Annotated in this window: 19 protein-coding genes; 9 read left to right on the top strand and 10 right to left on the bottom strand. The window is 72.1% G+C overall.

Annotation, left to right across the window (positions count from 1 at the left end):
* Window positions 1-18: 18 nt before the first annotated feature.
* Genes NE235_RS07215 through NE235_RS07200 form a run of 4 tightly spaced genes read right to left on the bottom strand, consistent with a single transcriptional unit; the run spans window position 19 to window position 6,762 of the window.
* Complete coding sequence (locus NE235_RS07215; RefSeq protein ID WP_252800165.1) at window positions 19-2,673, bottom strand: cation-translocating P-type ATPase; 2,655 nt, start codon at window positions 2,671-2,673, stop codon at window positions 19-21.
* Window positions 2,674-2,704: 31 nt separating this feature from the next.
* On the bottom strand, window positions 2,705-5,386 hold the full coding sequence (ppdK, locus tag NE235_RS07210; protein ID WP_252800164.1) for a pyruvate, phosphate dikinase: 2,682 nt from the start codon (window positions 5,384-5,386) through the stop codon (window positions 2,705-2,707).
* Between the two features lie 49 nt (window positions 5,387-5,435).
* Window positions 5,436-5,699 (bottom strand): SHOCT domain-containing protein, encoded by a 264-nt coding sequence (locus tag NE235_RS07205; protein WP_252800163.1) that lies wholly within the window; start codon window positions 5,697-5,699, stop codon window positions 5,436-5,438.
* 22 nt (window positions 5,700-5,721) lie between these two features.
* On the bottom strand, window positions 5,722-6,762 hold the full coding sequence (locus NE235_RS07200) for a zinc-dependent alcohol dehydrogenase family protein (RefSeq protein WP_252800162.1): 1,041 nt from the start codon (window positions 6,760-6,762) through the stop codon (window positions 5,722-5,724).
* Between the two features lie 297 nt (window positions 6,763-7,059).
* Between NE235_RS07200 and NE235_RS07195 the strand changes: the two genes are divergently transcribed.
* Window positions 7,060-7,620, top strand: a complete 561-nt coding sequence (locus NE235_RS07195) for a DoxX family membrane protein (protein ID WP_252800161.1) — start codon at window positions 7,060-7,062, stop codon at window positions 7,618-7,620.
* 115 nt (window positions 7,621-7,735) lie between these two features.
* Here NE235_RS07195 and NE235_RS07190 read toward each other — a convergent pair whose 3' ends face one another.
* Complete coding sequence (locus tag NE235_RS07190) at window positions 7,736-9,463, bottom strand: sensor histidine kinase (protein ID WP_252800160.1); 1,728 nt, start codon at window positions 9,461-9,463, stop codon at window positions 7,736-7,738.
* Window positions 9,464-9,656: 193 nt separating this feature from the next.
* On the opposite strand from NE235_RS07190, the gene sigJ reads away from it, so the two are divergent.
* Together sigJ and NE235_RS07180 are read left to right on the top strand one after the other, a co-directional pair.
* Entirely contained in the window at window positions 9,657-10,598 is a 942-nt protein-coding gene (sigJ, locus tag NE235_RS07185) for an RNA polymerase sigma factor SigJ (protein WP_252800159.1), read from the top strand.
* An 86-nt stretch (window positions 10,599-10,684) separates the two neighbouring features.
* The gene (locus tag NE235_RS07180; RefSeq protein ID WP_252800158.1) at window positions 10,685-11,620 is read left to right on the top strand and encodes an NAD-dependent epimerase/dehydratase family protein; all 936 of its coding nucleotides are present in this window, start codon (window positions 10,685-10,687) and stop codon (window positions 11,618-11,620) included.
* Window positions 11,621-11,821: 201 nt separating this feature from the next.
* Here the strand turns inward: NE235_RS07180 and NE235_RS07175 are convergent, their stop codons facing one another.
* Window positions 11,822-12,466 carry a LuxR C-terminal-related transcriptional regulator gene (locus NE235_RS07175; RefSeq protein WP_252800157.1) on the bottom strand — a complete coding sequence of 215 codons (645 nt, stop codon included), beginning with the start codon at window positions 12,464-12,466 and terminating at the stop codon, window positions 11,822-11,824.
* Window positions 12,454-13,611: a sensor histidine kinase gene (locus tag NE235_RS07170; protein WP_252800156.1), complete on the bottom strand. Its 1,158-nt coding sequence runs from the start codon at window positions 13,609-13,611 to the stop codon at window positions 12,454-12,456. The genes NE235_RS07175 and NE235_RS07170 overlap by 13 nt, the downstream gene beginning before the upstream one ends.
* 113 nt (window positions 13,612-13,724) lie before the next feature.
* Between NE235_RS07170 and NE235_RS07165 the strand changes: the two genes are divergently transcribed.
* Window positions 13,725-14,939: a serine hydrolase domain-containing protein gene (locus NE235_RS07165; RefSeq protein ID WP_252800155.1), complete on the top strand. Its 1,215-nt coding sequence runs from the start codon at window positions 13,725-13,727 to the stop codon at window positions 14,937-14,939.
* 283 nt (window positions 14,940-15,222) lie between these two features.
* Complete coding sequence (locus tag NE235_RS07160; protein WP_252800154.1) at window positions 15,223-16,491, top strand: cytochrome P450; 1,269 nt, start codon at window positions 15,223-15,225, stop codon at window positions 16,489-16,491.
* Between the two features lie 69 nt (window positions 16,492-16,560).
* Here the strand turns inward: NE235_RS07160 and NE235_RS07155 are convergent, their stop codons facing one another.
* Entirely contained in the window at window positions 16,561-17,472 is a 912-nt protein-coding gene (locus tag NE235_RS07155) for an SDR family oxidoreductase (protein WP_252800153.1), read from the bottom strand.
* Between the two features lie 124 nt (window positions 17,473-17,596).
* On the opposite strand from NE235_RS07155, the gene NE235_RS07150 reads away from it, so the two are divergent.
* The 3 genes from NE235_RS07150 to NE235_RS07140 all read left to right on the top strand — a co-directional run bounded on the left by NE235_RS07150 (window position 17,597) and on the right by NE235_RS07140 (window position 20,468).
* Window positions 17,597-18,190, top strand: coding sequence for a TetR family transcriptional regulator (locus tag NE235_RS07150; protein ID WP_252800152.1), 594 nt, complete (start codon window positions 17,597-17,599; stop codon window positions 18,188-18,190).
* Window positions 18,191-18,539: 349 nt separating this feature from the next.
* Entirely contained in the window at window positions 18,540-19,601 is a 1,062-nt protein-coding gene (gene pdhA, locus NE235_RS07145) for a pyruvate dehydrogenase (acetyl-transferring) E1 component subunit alpha (protein WP_252800151.1), read from the top strand.
* Window positions 19,602-19,721: 120 nt separating this feature from the next.
* Entirely contained in the window at window positions 19,722-20,468 is a 747-nt protein-coding gene (locus NE235_RS07140) for a DUF1963 domain-containing protein (protein WP_252800150.1), read from the top strand.
* Between the two features lie 29 nt (window positions 20,469-20,497).
* On the opposite strand, the gene NE235_RS07135 is transcribed toward NE235_RS07140, so the two are convergent.
* Window positions 20,498-21,163: an SDR family NAD(P)-dependent oxidoreductase gene (locus NE235_RS07135; protein WP_252800149.1), complete on the bottom strand. Its 666-nt coding sequence runs from the start codon at window positions 21,161-21,163 to the stop codon at window positions 20,498-20,500.
* Window positions 21,164-21,209: 46 nt separating this feature from the next.
* Window positions 21,210-22,016 carry an SDR family NAD(P)-dependent oxidoreductase gene (locus tag NE235_RS07130; protein ID WP_252800148.1) on the bottom strand — a complete coding sequence of 269 codons (807 nt, stop codon included), beginning with the start codon at window positions 22,014-22,016 and terminating at the stop codon, window positions 21,210-21,212.
* Between the two features lie 62 nt (window positions 22,017-22,078).
* On the opposite strand from NE235_RS07130, the gene NE235_RS07125 reads away from it, so the two are divergent.
* Entirely contained in the window at window positions 22,079-22,870 is a 792-nt protein-coding gene (locus tag NE235_RS07125; RefSeq protein ID WP_252800147.1) for a helix-turn-helix domain-containing protein, read from the top strand.
* The last annotated feature ends 43 nt before the right edge of the window (window positions 22,871-22,913 follow it).

Genomic DNA, 22,913 nt, shown 5'->3' with positions numbered 1-22,913 from the left:
CCTGGAGGTTCGTACCTCTCACCGGGCGGCTCCACGCGGCCGGCGGGCCGCCGCGCGGCGGCGGACGACGAGGCGGCGGAGCTCGTCGGCACCCCATACGACGAACGGGAACGCGGCCATCAGGCCGATGTCCTCCGGGGACAGCGCCGTCGTGCCGAAGACATGCTGGAACGGGGGGACGTAGACGAGCGCGGCGGTGAAGGCGAGCTCGAAGACGATGCCCCAGAGGAGCAGGGGGTTGCCGAAGACGCCGACGTCGCGCAGGGAGGCCCGTTCGGTACGGGCGGCGAACGCCGTCCCGACCTGGCAGATGACGATGCCGGTGAAGGTCACGGTCGTCGCCTCGAGGTAGGCGTGGTGCAGCGGGCTGCCCGGCCCGGTCGGGTCGCCGGGATGCCAGCCGGCGCGCCACAGGACGGCGAAGAACGCGGCCATCACGAGGACGGCGGAGATCAGGCCGAGGAAGCCCCACGCCCGCGCCAGCATCCCCGGCGTGATGACGCTCTCCTCACGGCTGCGCGGTGGCCGGCTCATGACGCCCGGCTCCGCGGGCTCGCGGCCGAGGGCGAGGGCCGGCAGCGTCTCGGTGCCGAGATCGATGGCCAGGATCTGCAGCACGGTCAGGGGCAGTGGGATCGTGCCGCCGCTGAGCGCGAAGATCAGGAACGGCACGATCTCCGGGATGGCGTGCGCGAAGATGTAGAGGATGAACTTGCGGACGTTGTCATAGACCCGGCGCCCGGCCTGGATCGCCGCGACGATCGTGGCGAAGTCGTCGTCGGTGAGCACCATCGTCGCCGCCTCGCGTGCGACGTCGGTGCCCGACCGGCCCATGGCGACGCCGATGTCGGCGCGGTGCAGTGCGGGGGCGTCGTTGACGCCGTCGCCGGTCATGGCGACCACGCTCCCGCCGGCGCGCAGCGTGTCGGCGATCCGCAGTTTCGTCTCCGGTGACGACCGGGCGAAGACGATCTCCTGGTCCTGGGCGAGCAGCTCGTCCAGTTCCCGGTCGTCGATCCGCTCGGCCTCGGCCACGACGTGCAGGCGAGGGTGACCGATGCCGACCTGGCGGGCGACCTCGGCGGCGGTGACGCCGTTGTCCCCCGTCACGACGTGGACGCGCAGCCCGGCGTCGTGGCATCGCCGTACGGCCTCGGGCACCTCCGGCCGGGGCGGGTCGTAGAGACCGACGAGGCCGACGAGCCGCAGGTCACGTTCGGCGTCGCCGCGGTCGCGGGGGATCTCGCGGATGTCCCTGGTGGCGACGGCGAGGACGCGGAGGCCGCGCCGGGCGAGTGCGGTCGCCTCGGCGCGCGCGGGTTCGCGGTTCGGGTCCGAGACCCGCGCGAGCACGGCCTCCGGTGCTCCTTTGGCGTACACGGCGTCGTCGGTGGCGACGGACATCGACCGCAGCAGCGGGTCGAAGCGGAACAGTGCCCTGCGTCGTTCGTCACGGGCGCGCAGGTCCGCCGGATGCCCCAGCCAGTCCGCGCCCTCCACCAGCGCGACCTCCGTCGGGTCGCCGGTCAGGGCGGTGCCGTCCCGGCCGACGGTGGTGCACTCGGTCATCGCGGCGGCCAGTTCACCGAACCCGCCCGGATGCTCGGTGGAGCGGTCCGCGGAGGCGCGCGGTGTCCACACGGCCTGCAGGCGCATCCGGTTCCGGGTGAGGGTCCCGGTCTTGTCCGTGCAGATCACCGTCGTCGAGCCGAGCGTCTCCACGGCGCTGAGCCGTTTGACCACCGCGCCCCGCCGGGCCAGTGACCGGACGCCGGCGGCCAGAGCCAGAGTGATCGTGGGCAGCAGTCCCTCGGGGACGTTGGCGACCAGGAGCCCGATGGCGAAGGTCAGCGCCGCCGCCAGGGCCATACCGGAGGTGACGCCGATGATCAGAAACAGCGCTCCCATGCCGATCGCCACCAGCGCGATCAGCCAGGCCACCCGTTTGACCTGGGTCTCCAGCGGGCTCTGTTCACGTACGGTGCGCTGGCTGAGAGCCGCGATCCGGCCGAGTTCGGTGTGGTCGCCGGTGGCGAAGACGACGCCCCGGGCGTCACCGCCGACGCACGTCGTACCACTGAACACCAGGTTGGTCTCCCGGAGCGCAGGGACGCGCTCATCCGACGGGCCCGCCGCCCGGCTGACGGGGAGTGACTCTCCGGTGAGCATGGACAGGTCGACCTCGACCGCACCGTCCGTCAGGCGGACGTCGGCGGGCACCTTGTCCCCTTCACCGAGCAGCAGGATGTCGCCGGGGACGATGTCCCGGGCCTGCACCGGCTGTTCGCGGTCGTCGCGGACGACTCGGGCCTGTTCCGGCAGGTAGCGGGCGAGCGCCTCCACCGCGCGTTCGGCCTGCCGCTCCTGCAGCAGGGCGAAGACGGCGTTCAGCAGGATCACGGCGACGATCGCGACGGCCAGCGCCGGGGTTCCGGCGGCGTACGCCAGCGCGGCCGCCACCCACAGCAGCAGGGCGAGGGGGTGGGCGAGCTGGCCGACCAGCTCCTTGAGGAGCGAACGGCGTCCTCGACGCCGTACCTCGTTGGGGCCGTACACGGTCAGGCGCCGGTCCGCCTCACGCGCCGACAGGCCCCGGGGTCCGGTGTCCAGATCGTGGCGCAGCAGGGACAACGGCTCGCGGGGATCAGGGGAAGGAATCCTGAGATCCGTCATGGGCCGTTCCTCCGAGTCCTCCGAGTCGACGTCAGGAGTTCTCGCCGCCGTCGCGGATGACCGCGGCGCGGCCGGCCTCGAGCCGGGCGACCGGCACGCGGAAGGGCGAGCAGGACACGTAGTCCAGGCCGGCCGTGTGGAACCAGCGCACCGAGTCCGGGTCGCCGCCGTGCTCGCCGCACACTCCGAGTTCCAGGCCGGGCCGGGCCGTACGTCCCTCCAGTGCCGCGAGCTCGATGAGCCGGCCGACGCCGTCCCGGTCGACCGACTCGAAGGGCGAGACCGGGAAGACGCCTTTGTCGAGGTAGGCGGCGAAGAAGGAGCTCTCGGCGTCGTCGCGGGACAGGCCCCAGGTCGTCTGGGTGAGGTCGTTGGTGCCGAAGGAGAAGAAGTCCGCCTCCTCGGCGATCCGTCCGGCGGTGAGCGCGGCCCGGGGCAGTTCGATCATCGTGCCGATCGGGCACCGTGCCCGGGCTCCCGTCTCCGGGGCCACCTCGGCGAGGATCCGCCTCGCCCGGGCCACGATGACGCGCAGCTCGGCGGCGTCGGCGACGAGCGGGACCATGATCTGCGCCCGGGGGTCGCCGCCCTGCGCCCGGCGGGCGGCGACGGCCTCACCGATCGCCCGCACCTGCATCGCGAACAGGTCCGGGATGACCAGCCCGAGCCGTACGCCGCGCAGGCCCAGCATGGGGTTCTCCTCGTGCAGCCGGCGGACGGCCTGCAGCAGCCGGGCCCGGTCCTCGTCGGGCTCGCCGCGTTCCTTATCGAGGGCGACCTGGACCGCCAGGTCGGTGAGGTCCGGCAGGAACTCGTGCAGGGGCGGATCGAGCAGCCGGATCGTGACCGGCAGCCCGTCCATGGCCCGCAGGATCTCGATGAAGTCCTGCCGCTGCAGGGGCAGCAGCGCGTCGAGCGCCTCCCGGCGACCCTCCGGGGTCTCGGCGAGGATGAGGTCTTCGATGAGCCGTCGCCGGTCGCCGAGGAACATGTGCTCGGTGCGGCACAGCCCGATGCCCTCGGCGCCGAACCGGCGGGCCCGTTCGGCGTCCTGCGCAGTGTCGGCGTTGGCGCGGACGCCGAGCCGCCGGACCGCGTCGGCGTGCTTCATGGTCCGGGCGACGGCGGCCACGAGCTCGTCGCCGGGTTCGGCCGCCTCGCCGTCGAAGTAGCGCACGACCGGGGACGGGACCACCGGGACCGCGCCGAGGTGGACCTGCCCGCCGGACCCGTCGATCGAGATGAGGTCGCCCTCGTGCACGACGGTGCCGTCCGCGGTGGTGAAGCGCTTCCGGTCGGTGTCGACCTCCAGCGCCGAGGCGCCGCAGACGCAGGCGCGGCCCATGCCGCGGGCGACGACCGCGGCGTGCGAGGTCTTCCCGCCGTGGCTGGTGAGGACGCCCTCCGCCGCGATCATCCCGGCGAGGTCGTCCGGGTTGGTCTCCCGCCGTACCAGGATGACCTTCTCCCCGGCCCGGGCCCGTTCCACGGCCGTACGGCTGTCGAAGACCGCGCGGCCCACGGCGGCGCCGGGTGAGGCGCTGACGCCGCGGGCGATCGGCTCGGCCGTGGTCCGGTCGAAGCGGGGGAACATCAGCTGCATGAGCTGCGCGCCGGACACGCGCCGCAGGGCCTCGTCGGCGTTGATGAGCCCCTCGTCGACGAGCTGCGTCGCGATGCGGAACGCGGCCGCCGCCGTCCGCTTGCCGACCCGGGTCTGCAGCATCCAGAGCTTCCCGCGCTCGATGGTGAACTCGATGTCGCACAGGTCCCGGTAGTGCTGCTCCAGGACCCGCATGATGCGCAGGAGCTCCCGGTACGCCCGCGGGTCGAGGTTCTCGAGTTCCTGCAGGGGGACCGTGTCGCGGATGCCGGCGACGACGTCCTCGCCCTGCGCGTCCGGCAGATAGTCGCCGTAGACGCCCGCCTGGCCCGTGCCGGGGTCGCGGGTGAAGGCGACGCCGGTGCCGGAGTCCATGCCGACGTTGCCGAACACCATGGCCATCACGTTGACGGCGGTGCCCAGGTCGTCGGGGATGTGTTCCTGCCTGCGGTAGATCCGCGCCCGTTCGCCGGTCCAGGAGTCGAAGACGGCGCCGACGGCGAGCGTCAGCTGCTCGAACGGGTCCTGCGGCATCGGGCGGCCGGCGTGTTCGGCGATGAGCCCCTTGAAGGTCGTGGTCAGCGCCCACAGGTCGCCGGCGTCCAGGTCCAGGTCGCCGGCCACGCCCTTGCCGCGCTTGGCCTCGTCCAGCGCCGCCTCGAACAGCCGGCCGTCCACCCCGAGCACGGTGGTGCCGAACATTTGGATGAGCCGCCGGTAGCAGTCCCACGCGAACCGCTCGCCCGCCCGCGCGGCCAGTGCCGTGACGGAGGCGTCATTGAGCCCGATGTTCAGGATGGTGTCCATCATGCCGGGCATTGAGAACTTCGCCCCGGAACGCACGCTGAGCAGCAGGGGGTCGTCCGGCTGCCCGAGCCGCCGGCCCATCCGCTCCTCCAGCGCCTTCAGGTGGGTCACCAACTGGTCGCGGAGCTCCGGCGGCTCGGACCCGGAGGTGATGTAGGCGCGGCACGCCTCGGTGGTGATGGTGAAGCCCGGGGGGACGGGAAGCCCGAGATTGGTCATCTCGGCGAGATTCGCTCCCTTGCCACCGAGCAGGTCCTTCATGTCCTTGTTGCCGGACGCGAAGTCGTACACGTAGCGTCGCATCGTGGTGCCTCCGGTTCCGTGACCGTCTCGTTCCGTCCCGCGCGGCCGCTCAGGTCGCGGTCGGATGAGGGTGGGTCAGCAGGGTCTCCAGGCGTTCGACGTACTCATCGACGTCCATCTCGCCGCGCGCGAAGCGCTCGGCCAGAACCTGTTCGGGCGTGGGCCGGGGCGGTGGCGCGGCCGGACGCCCGGTCCGGCCGAGGTGCCGTGCGAGCATGATCACGCCGACGATCAGCAGCGCCCAGAACAGCACCATGCCGGTGGTCATGAGGCCGAAGCCCCATCCGCCGCCCATGTGGCCGCCGTACATCATGGGATCTCCTCCTTCGTACGCGTCACCGGGTCAGGACGACCTTGAGCGCTCCGGTCTCACCGGCCGCGCCGAACACCTCGTACGCCCGGTCGAAGTCGCTCAGGGGGAATCGATGGGTGACGAACTGGCCCGCGTCGAGTTGATGACCGGTGACCAGGCGCAGCAGAGTGGGCGTGGAGCCGGTGTCGACCAGGCCGGTCGTGATCGTGACGTCCCGGATCCACTGCTTCTCCAGGTGGAACGTGACCGGCTCGCCGTGGACGCCGACGTTGGCGACGCGCCCTCCGGGGCGGACCAGGCGGACGGCGTCCTCGAAGGCGGCCGGCACCCCGACGGCCTCGACGGTGACGTCGGCCCCCAGACCGGCGGTGAGCGACTGGACGACCTCGAGCGGGTCCTGCCGGGAGCTGTTGATCGTGATGTCGGCGCCGAATCGCTTGGCGGCCTCGAGACGGCTGTCGGCCAGGTCGATGGCGATGACGTGACCGGGACTGAACAGGCGTGCCGTCATGATGGCGGACAGGCCGATGGGCCCGGATCCGACGACCGCGACGACGTCGCCCGGGCGGACGCCGCCGTTCAGGACGCCGACCTCGTAGCCGGTCGGCAGGATGTCGGCCAGCATGAGGATCTCCTCGTCGGCGACCCCGTCCGGCACCGGGTGAGTGGAGGTGTCGGCGAACGGGACGCGGACGCGTTCGGCCTGGGTGCCGTCGATCGTGTGGCCCAGAATCCAGCCACCGCCGCCGAGGCACTGCCCGTACCGGCCTTCCCGGCAGAAGCGGCAGGTCCCGCACGCGGTGATGCAGGAGACCAGCACGCGATCGCCCGGCTTGCGGGTCCGCACACCGGCGCCGACGGCCTCGATGGTGCCGACGGCCTCATGGCCGAGGATCCGTCCGGGCGTCACCTCCGGCACGTCGCCCTTGAGGATGTGCAGGTCGGTGCCGCAGATGGTGACGGCGTCGACGCGGACGACGGCGTCGGTGTCGTCGACGATCCGGGGGTCCGGAACGTCCTCCCAGGCCTTGCGGCCCGGTCCGTGGTAGACGAGCGCTCGCATGTCCATCCTCTCCCGCTGTCCGGTCGGTTGACCTTGCGCTGTCAGCGTCTTCGCCGCCGGAGGGAGCGCGGGAGGGGCTTAGGTCCCGTCGCCGGGGGTGAAGGTCACGACCGGCCCGGACGCGTCCCGCCCGCGACCTGCGCGGTGGACCGTGCCCGTCTCGCCCGTGGCGACGTTGATCGGGGACGAAGGTCCCATCGGCGGTACGGCTTTGGCCTCTGCGGTGAGCGGGGTGGTTCGCGATTGAGTGAAGGTAGCCGGAAGGGCTCCGGCGCCCTTCGGAAGAGGTGAATGACGATGGCCGTCACCGACCGCCGCCCCGCGACCCACCGCCTGCACCTGCCCGCGTTCCACGCCGAGCCGGTGACCGAGCGTCCCGCCGCCCGCTACGTGTGGGCCCTGGCCCGCATCTCGCTGGGCTTCGTGTTCCTGTGGGCCTTCGTCGACAAGCTGTTCGGGCTGGGGCATGAGACCGCCGCGAAGCAGGCGTGGATTCACGGTGGCCACCCGACCCTGGGGTTCTTGAAGTTCTCGGCGGCCGGTCCGCTGAAGGGCTTCTACCACGGCATCGCCGGCGCCGCCTGGGCGGACTGGATGTTCATGCTCGGCCTGGCCGGCATCGGCATCGCCCTGATGCTCGGCATCGGGATGCGGATCGCCGCGGCCGCGGGCGCGGCGATGCTGGTCATGATGTGGAGTGTCGTCCTTCCTCCGGCCAACAACCCGTTCATGGACGACCACCTGATCTACGCCCTGCTGGTGATCGGCCTGGCCCTCGTCGGCGCCGGTGACACCCTCGGCCTGGGCCGCCGGTGGGCGAAGACCGGACTGGTCCGCCGCCTCCCCATCCTCAAGTGACCTCGGTGAGGGAGAGCGCGTGGTGCGAGCACGCGCTCTCCCTCACCGCACACCGGGCACGGCCGGCGTCAGCGCCGGACGGGCCCTTCGTCGTTTCCGCGGCCGCCGGGATCGGTCAGGGGGCCGTCTCCGGCAGCGGAACGGCCCATTCCACGACGGTGCCGCTCGGCCGGTGCGGGCCGAGCGTGAGGGTGCCGCCGAGTCGCTCGGCGCGATGCCGCAGGTTGGACACGCCGCTCCGGCGGGTGACGGCCGGGTCGATGCCGCGGCCGTCGTCGGTGACACGGAGTCTCAGCAGCGTGTCGGTGACCTCGGCGGCGATCTCCACGGCGGTGGCGCCGGCGTGCCGGGCCACGTTGGACAGCGCCTCGCGCAGCACGGCCACCAGGTGCTCGGCGTACTCAGGCGGCACGCGGGTGTCGAGCAGGCCGGTCATCCGCAGGGCGGGGGCGAAGCCGAGGGTCTGGCCGGCGCGCTCGGCCTCGGAGATCAGCTGGGCCTGCAGACCGGCCTCACCGGTGCCGTCGTCGTGCTGGTGGAGGGCGTAGATGGTAGAGCGGATGATCTTGATGGTGTCGTCCAGGTCGTCGACGACCTGCCGTACGCGCTCGGCCAGCTCCGGACGGTCGGCCAGCCGTCCGAAGACCATCTGCAGGCTCAGCCCCGAGGCGAACAGGCGCTGGACGGCCAGGTCGTGCAGGTCGCGGCCGATGCGGTCACGGTCCTCCATCACGTTCATGCGCTCGGCGTGACGGCGGTGCTCGGCGACCTGCAGCGCGAGAGCGGCCTGGGCGGCGAACCCGGAGATCATCTCGAGCGCCGCCTCCGTGAAGGGCGCGCCACCGGCCACCCGGGCGACCTGGAGCACGCCCATGACCCGCTCGCCCGTGGCCAGCGGGGTGAAGAACGCCGGGCCGAGGTCGACGCGGGAGGCACTGCCGCCGAGGGACCGAGGATCAGCCGACAGGCCGTCGCTGGTGATCGGCTCACCGGTGCGGTACACCTTCGCCGCCAGGGTCGTGGTCTCCAGAACCAGGCCCTGGACCTTCTCCGCACCGGTGCCGGACGCGGCCTCGACCACGAGGTCCTCCGACCCGGGGACCGGGACGGCCAGCGTGACCAGGTCGGCCCCGGCGAGTTCCCGTACCGTGCCGGCGAGCGACCGCAGCACCTTCCCCGGCTCGACGCCCGACAGCAGGGACCGGGTCAGGTCCGTGCCGGCGCCGAGCAACCGTTCGCGGTGGCGGGCGTCCGCGTACAGGCGGGCGTTGTCGATCGCCACACCGGCCGCCGCGCCGAGTGTGCGCAGGATCGCCTCATCGTCGGCGTCGAACTCTCGTCCGTCGCGCTTGTCGGTGAGATACAGGTTGCCGAACACCTCGTCGCGCACCCGCACCGGCGCGCCGAGGAAGGTGTGCATCGGCGGATGTCCCTCGGGGAAACCGGCGGAGGCCGGATGCTCGCTCAGGTCGGCCAGGCGAAGCGGCTCCGGCTCGCGGATGAGCAGCCCGAGGATGCCCTCCCCGCGCGGGTAGTGCCCGATGGCGGTCACGGTCCGCTCGTCCATCCCGACCGTGATGAACCGCTGGATCGTCTCCTCTTCCCCCACGATCCCCAGCGCTCCGTAACGGGCGTCCACCAGGGCGACGGCCGATTCCACGATGCGGTGCAGCACCGTGTCCAGGTCCAGGTCGGAACCGATCGCCAGCACCGCGTCCAGCAGGGTGTGGACCCGGTCCCGTGCCCCGCGGACTCGCGTGACCTGATCCTGGAGTTCATCCAGAAGCTCGTCCAGCCGCAGGCGCGGCTTCGAAGCATCCCCGCGGCGGCCTTCACCGGACAATGCGCACTCCTCTGCGATCAAGGCGCTTACCGACGAACGGCCTGCCCCTCACCTTCACAACGCGGACTCTAGTCGGCCGGGCTCCACCCGGCCGCCCCGCCGCCGCTCGACAGCGTGATCGCTGTACGGACGGCCTCGCTCCATGAGAAGGGCCGTGGCCGGCCGGAGGCAGCGCGGGAGATATGATCAGGTCATGCCTCTGACGGCGGACGACGTCGACCGATTCGAAGTGTCGAGGCCGCGTCTGGAGGCCATCGCCTACCGTCTCCTCGGCTCCGCGGACGAGGCACAGGACGCCGTGCAGGAGACATTCCTGCGCTGGCAGGCCGCCGACACTGATCGCGTCGAGGTTCCCGAGGCGTGGCTGACGAAGGTGCTCACCAACCTGTGCCTCAACCAGCTCGCCTCCGCGCGGGTACGCCGCGAGACCTACGTGGGCCGATGGCTCCCCGAGCCGCTGCTCGCCGGGGACCCGATGCTCGGCCCGGCCGATACCGCCGAGCAGCGCGAATCGGTGTCGTACGCGGTCCTCACCCTCATGGAACGCCTGTCCCCGAACGAGCGGGCCGTGTACGTGCTGCGGGAGGCCTTCGACTACCCGCACCGGGAGATCGGCGACATCCTCGACATCACCGAGGCGGCCAGTCAGCAGATCTTCCACCGTGCCAAGAAGCATGTCGCGTACGGCAAGGCCCGCACCGAGATCGACGAGGCCGCCGCCCGGCGGGTCGTCGAGGAGTTCCTCGCGGCCGCCACCAGCGGCCGGACCGATGAGCTCGTACGCCTGCTCTCCAAGGACGCCATCTCCATCGGTGACGGCGGAGGGAAGGTTCCGGCACGCACCAAGGCGTTCGAGGGGGCCGTCGCGGTCGCGAAGTTCGTGTGGGGCCTGTTCAAGCCCGCCGAGACCAAGCGCGCCATCGTCGGCGGCACGCCCGAGATCTACGCCTGGACCGCCAATGGCGAACCCGCCATTGTGGCCGTCGCGGAAGGCCGGGTCGTCGCCATCATGTGCCTGGAGGTCACCGCCGAGGGCATCGCCGCCTGCCGTACTCAGGCGAACCCCGACAAGCTCGAACGCGCGACGGGGCAATGGGCGGCGGCCGACCACGGGGAGCCCCTGCTCGTCATGTGACGTGGATCACGCCTGAATCCTGTCAGCGATCGGCGGGCCATCCGGTTCAAGTGGCGAAACCGAACCGGAGAGGAAGGGAGCCGACGATGCGAGTTCTGGTGGCAGGAGCGACCGGGGCGATGGGCACGGAACTGCTGCCCCGTCTGGTCGACGCGGGACACGAGGTGTTCGCCATGGTCCGCAGCGATTCCGCCAAGGCCAGGGCGGCGGAGCTGGGCGCGGTGCCGGTCCTCGCCGACGCACTCGACCGGGCCCAGGTCGAGGCGGCCGTGCGCGAGGCGGCCCCGGAGGTGATCGTGAACCAGCTGACCGCCATCGGGCACATCGACACCCGCCACTTCGAACGCAGCTTCGCCGCCACCGACCGGCTGCGGATCGAGGGCACCGACAACCTGCTCGCGGCCGCACGCGCCGCCGGAGTACGACGGTTCGTGGCCCAGAGCAACGGCGCGTTCACCTACGCCCGGACCGGTGGGCCGGTCAAGACCGAACAGGACCCCCTGGACCGCTCACCGGTCAGCCAGATGGCTTCGATGATCGCCGCGGTCGAGCACTTGGAGAAGGCCGTGCTGGGCGCCGAGTGGATCGAAGGGATCGTGCTGCGCTACGGCGCGTTCTACGGGCCCGGCACCTCCATGGCACCCGGCTCCGAGCAGTTGGAGATGATCCGCAAGCGCAGGTTCCCGGTCGTCGGCGACGGCGGCGGGGTGTGGTCTTTCGTCCACATCGCCGACGCCGCCGAGGCCACGGTCGCAGCCGTGGAGAAGGGCGACCGCGGTGTCTACAACATCGTCGACGACGACCCCGCCCCGGTCACCGAATGGCTGCCCGAACTGGCGGCGATGCTGGGCGCCAGGAAACCGATGCGCGTACCGCGGTTCGTCGGACGGCTGGCCGCCGGAGAGGCCGGCGTCGTGCTCATGACCGAACTGCGCGGCGCGTCCAACGCCAAGGCCAAGCGCGAACTGGGCTGGCACCCGGCACACCCCACCTGGCGCCGAGGCCTCCAGCCCGGGGCGTGACCCGCTGAGCGTCGTTCTTCCCTCCGGCAGCGTTCGCCGCCGCGGTGGCCACTTCGCCGTCGCGGTGGCCGGGGCTTCGTCCAGGTCGCGCGTTCTGTCCCGTCGCCGCCAGGCACATCCCGCCCAGCGCCCATCTTCGTGAAACCGTCATCTGGCCCATGGTCGGCCGATGGTAGTCCCGTTGATCGACTCAGGCCGGGCTCACTGGCGGCTGAGGTAGGTGAGGACCGCGAGGACGCGGCGGTGGCCGCTGTCGGCGGGGGAGAGGCCGAGCTTGGCGAAGATGTTGCCGATGTGCTTGTGGACGGCGTTCTCGGTGATGACGAGCCGGGCCGCGATGGTGGCGTTGTCTCTTCCTTCGGCCATCAGGGCGAGCACTTCGCGTTCGCGCGGGGTGAGGTCGGCGATCGGGTCGTGGGTGTGACGGGTGAGGAGCTGCGCGATCACTTCGGGGTCCATGACGGTGCCACCATCGGCGACCCGCCGCAGGGCGTCGACGAACTCGCTCACCCGGCTCACCCGGTCCTTGAGGAGGTAGCCGACGCCGCCGCGCCGGTCGGAGATCAGCTCGCCGGCGTACTGCTGCTCCACGTACTGGGAGAGGACGAGCACCGGCAGCCCGGGATTCCGGCGGCGGGCGTGGAGGGCGGCGTGGATGCCCTCGTCACGGAACGTCGGCGGCAGCCGTACGTCGACGATGGTGACGTCCGGCCGGTGCTCGGTGACGGCCGCGATGAATCCGGGGCCGTCCTGCGCGATCGCGGCGACGTCGAAGCCCTTGGCGGTCAGCAGGAGTTCCAGTCCGCTGGCCAGCAGGACGTTGTCCTCGGCGATCACGACGCGCACGGCAGGCTCACAGTGATCGTCGTCGGGCCGCCGGCGGGGCTGTGGACCCGTACGGTGCCGTCGATCGCCAGGACGCGGTGACGGATCCCGGCGATGCCGGTGCCCAGCGTCTCGTCGGCGCCGCCGATCCCGTCGTCGGTGACCTCGATCGACAGCCGGTCACCGGCGCGGGCGACCCGGACCGTCGTCCCGGTGGCCCGGCTGTGCTTCGCGGCGTTGGTGAGCGCCTCGGCGATCGTGAAGTAGGCCACGGCCTCGACCGCGGCGGGGATCGTGCCGAGGCCGCCGATGTCGAGAGTGGTGCCGATGGCCGACCGGCTCCCCAGGGCGGTCAGCGCCCCGGCGAGTCCGCGATCGGCGAGGATCGGCGGATAGATCGTCCGGATCACCTCGCGCAGCTCGGTCATGGCCTCCTCGGTGTTCTCATGCGCCTCCCGCAGGAGCCTGCCCACCAGCTCGGGGTCCTCGCCCAGCGACTCACGGGCCACGCCCAGCCGCATCGCGATGGCCACCAGCCGGGCCTGGGTGCCGTCGTGCAGGTCGCGTTCGATCCGGCGGAGTTCCGCGCCGTGCGCGTTCATGGCGCCGGCCCGCGTCTCGGTCAGCGTCTCCACCCGCTGCGCCAGCACGTCGGCGGCCGAGGGGGACAGCAGCGCGACGCCGACTCGTGCGTGCAGGCGCGCCAGCGGCGGAACCAGCCCGTACGTCAGGGCCGCGAAGATGACGAACTGCACGGTCCCCAGGGTCAGCGCCGTGCCCCATCCGGTCAGCGGAACACCGGCGGCGAAGCCGCCCGCGCGGGTGCCGGCGGGCAACGCCCACCACAAGGGCACCGTGACGGCCGTGGCCACCGCGTTGCCCGCGCACACCACCGCGACGAGCCCGAACACCAGGCTCGTCACCACGTACGCGCCCAGCCACCCGAGGACCCGCCACGCCCCGGCACGGACAGGACCGGAACGCGGACGGCGCAGCAGCCGGTCGGCGCGGCGCCGATGCCAGGACGCCCAGGCACGGGCCGTCGCCGGGACGAGGAGCACGGGCAGCGCGAGCAGGGCGACCGCGGCGGTGAGCAGGCTCGCCAGGAGATAGCCCAGACCACGCGCCATCGCCGGCAGCCGGTCGGCCGCACGATGATCGTTCACCTGCACGAGTCTGCGCCATGGCGACCGGGCCCGGCACTACAGCCAACTACCCCTTTTTCCTACTAGAGCGCCGTATCGCCCGCCTTCCCCGGTCAGACCTAGCGTCAACGACCATGACGAGTTCATCGAAGCGCCCATCGCGGCGCCGCGGCCGATCCACCCGGCGGAACCTGGCCCTGGCCGCCATCGTCGCCGGCACTCTCTCCGCCGGCTGGGCACCCGGCGCGAGCGCCGCCCCATCGCACGACGACCAGTTCCGGCTCCGGCGCGACGCCGACGCGATCACCGCACTCGGCGTGACGGGAGTGCAGGCCCGCCTGGTCACCTCTGACGGCCGGAACGTCACCGCCACCAGTGGCGTCACCGACGTGACGAGCCGGCGGCCGGTCCCTCCGAACGGCTACTTCCGGATCGCCAGCGTCACCAAGACGTTCACGGCCACCGTGATCCTGCAGCTGGCCGGCGAGGGCCGGCTCTCCCTGGACGACACGGTCGAGCGATGGCTGCCCGGCGTGGTGCGCGGAAACGGCAACGACGGCCGCGCGATCACCCTCCGCCACCTGCTCCAGCACACCAGCGGCACTCACGACGACTACCCCGACTACACCTCGAAGGAGGACTTCTACCAGCACCGGTACGACACCTACACCGCCGAGCAGCTCGTCGCACGGGCGATGCGCCAGCGGCCGGACTTCCGGCCCGGCACGGACTGGAGCTACTCCAACACCGGCTACGCCCTGCTCGGCATGGTCATCCAGCGGGTCACCGGGCACCCCTGGCACGAGGAGGTACGGGACCGGATCGTCCGGACGCTCGGCCTCCAGCACACCTTCTGGCCGGGCGCGTCCCCCACGCTGCCCCGGCCCCATGCCGAGACCTACCAGAGATGGCAGCCCGGCGAACCGCTCATCGACGTCACCGAGCAGGTCGGCCTGGCCGGCAACGGAGAGGCCGGGCTCGTCTCCACCACCGCCGACCTCGACCGGTTCTTCCGCGCCCTGCTCGGCGGCCGGCTCCTGCGACCGGCGCAACTGGCGCAGATGAAGCGGACCATCCCGGTCGGCACGGCGTTCGAACCGCTCATGCCGGGCGCCCGTGACGGACTCGGGCTCTTCTCGCGCCCCCTGTCGTGCGGCGGCGTCTACTGGGGCCACGAGGGCGGCGACTCCGGCTGGATCACCGCCACCGGCGTCACCGCCGACGGCCGGCGCAGCGTCACGCTCTCCATGACGGGCGCCATCGCCGAATCGCAGGACTACGTCGTGCGCGTGGAAGAGGCCGAGAACACGCTGGTCGACGACGCGCTGTGCGCGCCCCCGCACGAGTAGCGATTCTAGGCATACCGATATTCGGCTTGCCGATTGACGGCCATATGACTGCGCTTTACTGTGATTTGTGTACCGCTCGAAAGCGGAGGGAGGTTGCAGTGACCAAGCAGGCGTCCCCGCTCAGTCGCTTGATTCTCAAGCTCGCGCGCATGGTGGGAATCAAGGAGCATCCCGCCAGCTACATCTGGCATTAAGCCGAGGGCCCGGCGTCTCCCGCCTTCCTGCTCCCGGCGGGAGGCGCCGATCCGGTGATCAGCGGGTTCGCTGGGAAACTGGTCGATCAATGACTGTTGACGTCAGCAAGACCACGCGGAATATCGATGAGATACCCGCCCTTGACCTCGACCGCGCCGACGCGGTGCATTCCTACAAGAACGATCGGCTCGGATTCTTCTACGAGACGGCGCGCCGGTACGGGCCGGTGGTGCGGCTCTGGCCGGGCGCCATCTTGGTGACGGGCCCTGAGGAGGTCCACGCCGTACTCCGGAACACCAACCGGACGTACTTCCTGGATCGCGACCTGAGACGAAGAAGATCCACGGCGACGCCGGGTTCCGCGCAGCTCGACGCGTGGATGTCCACCCGGAGGACGGCCATCGTCGGCATGACGGCCGAGATGCTCGAAGACCACGCGCGCTGGCTCACCGGGACGGCCGGCAAACTGTCCGAGCGACTGCGCCGGCGGCGCCGCGTCGACGACCTGATGGCGACCTTCGCGGAGGTCACCTCGGCGTCGGTCGCCCGCTTCTGCTTCGGCACCCGGGACGCCTCCGCCGTCCCGGAGACGGCGCAGGCGATGCTGGAGGCACTCTTCCCGATCATCGCGAGTCCGTACGAGTTCCCGGCCTGGGTGAAGCCGATCCAGCAACGGGAGTGGCGCGCGAGCCGGCGGCTCAAGAGGATGCACGCCACACTGCTGTCCACGGCGAAGAGCGACGGCGAAGGCGGGCTCGTCGACGTGCTCTACCGCGGTGGTCTCGACGACGCCGCCGTGGTCGACGCGCTGACCTCGATACTCCTCGCCGCGCACGGGATCCCGGCGGCGGCGACGGCGTGGGCGCTCGTCGAGCTGGCGCGCCACCAGGAGCAGCAGGAGACGGCGAGAGCCGCGGCGGATCGGTGGCGCAGCGGCGAGCCGGAGCCGCCCGAGCTCGGCTGGGCCGTCGACGAGACGCTGCGGCTATGGCCGGCGAGCTGGGTCGTGGAGCGGGTGGTGGGGGAGGGCGCCGCCTGCGGATCGTGGACGTTGCCGCCGGGCTCGCGCGTCGTCATCCCCTTCTGGGTCACACACCGGGTCGCCGGGTGCTATCCCGAGCCGGAGCGGTTCGACCTGCACAGGTGGGAGCACTTCTCCCCGCCGCCAGGCGCGTACGTGCCGTTCGGCGCGGGCCCGCGGCGGTGCCTGGGAGCGCGTTTCGCCCGCACCGAGGTGATCACGATGATCGCGGTCCTCCTGCAGCGGCTGAGGTTCCGCGTCGACGGTGACGTGCGGACCGACGCCCGCGCCACGCTCACCCCCATCGGGTGCGAGCTCCTGGTCGATCCCCGCTGAGAACGACGTCCCTGCCTACGGCTCGTACGTCTGCTCCGGGGCGGGCTCCGGAGCAGACGTACGAGGTGGTCAGGACGCCGGCGGGGTGAGGTAGTCGCCGTGTTCGATGTCGTCGAGGAGTGCCGGGTGGGCGGGCGACCAGCCGAGCAGGTCCTGGGTGTGGGTGCTGGAGACGGGTGCGTCGAACCCGTACACGGTGGCCATGAACGGGCTGGGGAAGTGCGTGGCGGCCTCGTCGGGGGTCAGTGAGACGGCGGGCAGGCTCAGGCCGCGGGCGATCGTCTCGGCGATGCCCTTGAAGGGGACGCCGCTCTCGGCGACTCCGTGCAGGACGCTGCCCGCGGGGGCCTTCTCCAGTGCCAGGCGGAAGAGGACCGCGGCGTCCTGCCGGTGGACGGCGGGCCACCGGTTGGCGCCGTCGCCGACGTAGACCGACCTGCCGGTCTTCCGCGCGGTGTCGACGAGCATGCCGATGAAGCCGTAGTCGCGGGGCCCGTGGACGGTGGGAGCGAGCCGCACCACGCTCGCGCGCACTCCCCGGGCGGCGAAGTCCAGGCAGGCCCGCTCGCCGGGGATCCGGAAGGCGGCGATCCCGTCCAGGTCGGGCTCGTCCTTCTCGGTGGTCTCCCGGCCGGCGGGCATGACCAGCGTGCCCGACGTGCTGACGAACGGTCTGCCCGAACCTTCCAGCGTCCGGCCGAGCGTCTCGATCGCGGCTCGGTCGCGCCGCATCATGTCGTCGGGGTCGGCGAAGTCGCCGCCGAACGCCATGTGCAGAACGCCGTCGGCGGCCTCGGCGCCACGGCGCAGGCTGTCGAGGTCGTCCAGGGAGCCGCGGTGGGGCGTGGCGCCCAGTGACTCCAGCCGGGCGGCCGCGGCGTCCGAGCGGGCCAGCCCGGTGACGGAGTGGCCGGCCGCGATGAGCTCGGCGACGACGGTGGGGCCCGTCAGGCCGGAGCCCCCGGTGACGAAGACATGCATGGAACACTCTCCCGCGTAATGCCAGTTTCTGGCGCTTCTTAGCGCCAGTCACTGACTCTACACGTAGCGCCAGTGACTGGCGCAACGTAGTGTCGGTGACTGGCGTCTCCGGTACCATCGGGGTGTGCCTCGGAGCGGAGTACAAGCGCGCCGCCGCCTGCAGCAGGCGGCCCTGGACCTGTTCCGTGAGCGCGGGTTCGACCAGACCACCGCGGCGGAGATCGCCGCGCGGGCCGGCGTGAACGAGCGCACGTTCTTCCGGCACTTCCCGGACAAGCGCGAGGTGCTCTTCGACGGCGAGGCCGACCTGCGCGCCGCGCTGATCGAGGCGGTGGTCGAAGCACCGGAGGGTCTGCAGCCGCTGGAGATCCTGCTGTGGGCCTTCCGGAAGGCCGCGCGGATCCTCGAGGAGAACCGCCCGTTCTCCGAGCCGCGGCTGGAGATCATCGCCGCCACCCCGGCGCTCCGCGAACGCGACCTGGCCAAGGCCGCCTCCATGGCCGACGCCGTGGCGGAGGCGCTGCGGCGGCGCGGTGTCGCCGACCGGCTGGCCCGCCTGGCCGCGCAGACCGGCTGGGGCACCTTCCACCACGCGGCCCAGGCCTGGCTCGACGATCCCTCGCAGAGGAGCCTGGACGCGCACCTCCTTCAGGCATTCGACGACCTGCGCGCCCTCTCCGCGACCGCCCCACCGGCACAGGCACGGCCCGAAGGCTGAGACCGGCCGCCCCAGCCGCCGATCGCGAGGCTCGGGTATGCCATCCCGGCCGGCGCACGTCAGCGCCATCGGCGGGGTCTCGCCGTTCCGCGCCGGTCATCGGGCAGGTGAGGGAGCAGGCCGATAGTGGTCCTGGCGTGCTCTCGGCCGCTCAGGCAATATCAGGGCACGGAGCCGCACCCCATCCGGCGGTGTCCGCATCACAGTGCGGCACCACCACCACCGAGGCCAGGACCGGCCGGGCGCCCGCGCACGGCGGCGCCCGCTCCCCTCCCGGTCGCGACCGGCAGCGGGCGACCCGGCGCGGCGGGACCCGCGAGCGCGCCGGACGCCCGGAGAAGGAGGAGACTTGGAAACGGCCGGATTCGTCCAGCTGCTCACCCCGTCGGGGGAGCGCGTCGAGCACGACGAGTACGCCATCGATCCCTCGCCCGAAGAGCTGCGCGGGCTCTACCGGGACATGCTGCTCACCCGCGGCTTCGACGCGGAGGCGATCAAACTGCAGCGCCAGGGCGAGCTGGCGCTGTGGCCCTCGCTGGAAGGACAGGAGGCCGCCCAGATCGGCTCCGGCCGCGCCCTGCGCGACGACGACCACGTCTTCCCCTGTTATCGCGAGCACGGTGTCGCCTGGTGCCGGGGCATGGACCCGCTCGACATGATGGGCCTGTGGCGCGGGGCCGATGGCGGCTGGGACGGCCGCACCCACAACTTCCATCCGTACACGATCGTCATCGGTCCCTCGGTGCTGCACGCGGTCGGGTACGCCGTCGGCGTCACGATGGACGCCGCCGATTCCGCCGTGATGACCTACTTCGGCGACGGCGGGACCAGCCAGGGCGACGTCTCGGAGGCATTCGTCTTCGCCGCGGTGAACCAGGCCCCGGTGGTCTTCTTCTGCCAGAACAACCAGCTCGCGATCTCGACGCCGGTGCACAACCAGGCCCGTACGCCGATCTACCGCCGGGCCGAGGGGTTCGGCTTCCCCGGCGTGCGCGTGGACGGCAATGACGTGCTGGCCGTCCTCGCCGTCACCCGCGCCGCGCTGGACCGCGCCCGCGCCGGCCAGGGGCCGACGCTGATCGAGGCGTTCACCTACCGGATGGGCAGCCACACCACGTCCGACGATCCGACCCGCTACCGCCTCGAGACCGAGCTGGAGGAATGGCGGCGCAAGGACCCGATCACCCGGCTGCGCAGACTCCTCGTCGCCGAGGGACACGCCGACGACGCGTTCTTCGCCGAGGTGGACGCGGAGGCGCGGCGGCTGACCGCGCGCCTGCGCGACGGCGTACGGAACATGCCGGACCCCGCGCCCGAAGCGATCTTCGAGCACGTCTACGGTGCCCCGCACGCGCTGCTCGATGGCGAGCGGGACGAGTACGTCCGGTACCTCGCGACGTTCGAGGCGTGAGCCGGCCCGCCCGGCTTGGAGCGGCCTCCCGGTGCCGAGCGGTCTCCCGGCGGCGAGCGGCCTTCCGGTGCCGGGCGAAAGGCGTATGCCCGGCGCCGCCATCCTGCAGAATGCTCGGCTATGGATCTACGGCAGAGGTTTCGTGAGACCGCGTCCGAGAAGGGGCTGCCGGACGCGGCGATCGAGTGGTGGCTGCGGCTGGCGCGTCCCCGGCTCGAGCTGTCACGCGCGGCCGACGGCCCGGTGGCCGGCCGTTTCGGCGGCAGGCCGGCGCTGCCGGAGGGCGTGGAATGGCCGCGGGGGACGGCCTTCCTCGCCACCGTCGACCTCGCCGCGATCCCTCCGGGCAGCCACGACCTGGACCTCCCGGGGGACGGGCACCTGCTGTTCTTCGCCGAGCCGGAGATCGTTCCGGAGGACTGCCGGGTCGTTCACGTGCCGGCCGGTGTCCCGGTCGCCGAACGCGATGTGCCGGAGGACATGTACGCGCCGGTCTATGACCCGTTCCCGCTGCACGGGAGGGCGGCGTGGTCCCTTCCGGTGGAACGCTCGGAGGCCGCGGTCGACCTCGGTGAGCGGGTCCACGATGAGGAGCTCATCGCGGATGTCGTCGTGGAGCTCGGCTTCGACGACGACTTCCAGCTCGCGATCGGCGGTTACGCCGACGAGAGCACCAGCGGCGTCGGTAATCCCGTCGACTCGCCGGATAAGGAGACCCTCCTCGCCCAGCTCTACCTGACCGACGACCTCGTCGGCCAGGACTTCGGCGGGAGCCCGCTCTGCCTCGTGTCCTTCGTGATGAGCTACCCGGACCTGGCCGCCGGGCGGTTCGACCAGGCCCGGTTCTTCTCCGACTTCAACGGGTGACCCGTGCTTCAAGGGGTGACCCGCGCGCGTCAGGACAGCACCGCGTAGGTCTCCGCGGCGGTGTCGTGCAGGTCCCAGAGGCGGCCGGCGACGGCGTCCGGCTCGTGTCTCAGGCCGTTGCCGATCGCCCCGGCGACCACCAGGTGGGCGACGCGCAGGGGCGTGCCGGCGAGGGCCTGGGACAGCAGCGCGGCATACGACCGCTCCGCGAATCCGGCGACGGCGCTCGCCGCGCGGTCCGGGTTCGGCCGCTCCACCGCGCTCCCGGTCACGAACAGCAGCGTGCCGCGGCCGGCGGCGCGCATGGCGGGCAGAACGGCCCGTACCGCGGCGGCGGCGCCGACGACGTTCAGGGCCAGGGCCTTGGCCAGGTCGTCCGGGGTGGTCTCCACGACCGGTTTGATCAGGTCGATGTCCGGAAGCGGGCTGAAGCACAGCACCTCGGCCGGCCCCTGCCGCTCGGCGAGCACCGCCAGCGCCCGTTCGAGCGCGGCGGGGTCGCTCGCGTCGGCCGGAGCGCACTCCGCCGGTATGCCGTCCGCCGTCAGCTCCGCGGTCAGGGCACCGAGCCGCGCGGGGGTGCGGGAGATGAGTCCCACGGGATGGCCGGCGCGGGCGAACCGGCGGGCCACCGAGGCGCCCACCCCGGGCCCCGCGCCGACGATATGGATCGGTCCGGGTCGTTCGTTCTGCACGTTCGCTCCTGATGTCGTGATGTTCGGGGTAGCGCCGCCACACCGGTCACGCCCTCGTGGCGAGCGCCCGCCATTCGTTCCAGGTGTCGAGTCGCCGCCGGTAGACGGCCTCGACGACGGGATAGGGGTACGCGCCGAGGAAGAGCCGCAGCGGGGGCCGCTCGGTGTCGACCAGCTCGAGGATGACGTCGGCGGTGACCGCCGGATCCTGCGGCGCGCGGGCGGACGCGCCCGAACGGCGAGCCTCGCGGATCGGCTCGTAGGCGGCGATGGGCTCGGTGTGCACCGCGGATCCGCCGGACCAGTCCGTGCCGTACGGACCGGGCTCGACGATCGTGACGTCGATCCCGAGCGGGCCGACCTCCTGCGCGAGCGCCTCGCTCATCCCCTCCAGCGCCCACTTCGAGGCGTTGTACAGCCCGAGCGTGGGGAAGGCGGCGAGACCACCGAGGCTGGACACCTGCAGGATGTGGCCGCTGCCCTGCGAGCGCAGGACCGGCAGCGCGGCCTGCGTCACCCACAGCGCGCCGAACAGGTTGGTGTCGAGCTGCGCGCGGGCCTGCTCCTCGGTGACCTCCTCGACCATCCCGAACAGGCCGTAGCCCGCGTTGTTGACGACGACGTCCAGGCGCCCGAAGGCGTCGGCGGCCCGCCGTACGGCGGCGGCGGCCGCGTCCCGGTCGGTGACGTCGAGTTCGAGCGGAAGGACCTTGTCCCCATGCGCCTCGGCGAGGGGTCGCAGGGAGTCGATGCGGCGAGCGGTGGCGGCGACACAGTCGCCGCGGGCGAGCGCGGCGGCCGCCCAGATCCGGCCGAAACCACGGGACGCGCCGGTGATGAACCATGTCTTCATGCTTCGATCCTGTGCGCACCGCCCGCGGGTGACCAGCACCCCGCGAGGGTTACCCTGCGAGCATGGCGACCGACAACGCTCTGGGGGAGTTCCTGAAGGCGAGGCGCGGCCGGGTGCGGCCCTCGCATAAGGACCTGCCCGCCTCCGCCGCCGGCCGGCGCCGGGTGCCGGGGCTGCGGCGGGACGAACTCGCCCTGCTGGCCGGCATCAGCGAGCCGTACCTCACCAGGCTCGAGCAGGGGACCGACCGGCACCCGTCGCGCCAGGTCCTCGAGGCGCTCGCACGCGCGCTCGAGCTGGACGCCGACGCCTCGGCGTACCTCTTCGCGCTCGCCGATCCGGATCCCGTCCGGCCTTCGCCGGCCGAGGTCACCCCGGACGTGCACCAGTTGCTCGACGCGTGGGTGGACCGCCCCGCCTATGTGCGCGATCGCGGGTTCGACGTGCTGGCCGCGAACAAGCACGCCCGCATGCTCGCCCCGATGTACGAACCCGGGCACAACCTGGTCCGGGAGATGTTCCTGTGGCCCGGGGCCCGCCGGCTGTTCCCGGACTGGCCGCGGATCGCCGCGCAGACCGTCGCCGCGCTGCGCGCCGAGGCCGACCCGCGCGACCCCGGGATCGCCGCGCTGCTCGCCGAGCTGGAGGCGGACGAGGACTTCCGTGAACTCTGGGCACGGCATGACGTGCGGCCCGCCCGCGACGAGCTCAAACGGTTCGCCCACCCGGTCGTCGGGGAGCTCGCCCTGCGGCGGCAGGCGCTCACCGTCGGCGGAGCCGAGCAGCAAGTGATCATCGTCTACCAGGCGGAGCCGGGGAGTCCCTCCGCGTCCGCGCTCGCCCGGCTCGTCTGACGCGGGCCGGACCGTACGCCCGGCCGGACACGATCATCGTGGT

The sequence above is a fragment of the Actinoallomurus spadix genome (assembly GCF_024055725.1).
In the GTDB taxonomy this organism is placed as follows: domain Bacteria; phylum Actinomycetota; class Actinomycetes; order Streptosporangiales; family Streptosporangiaceae; genus Actinoallomurus; species Actinoallomurus spadix.
This window is presented reverse-complemented; position numbering and strand designations above follow the sequence as displayed.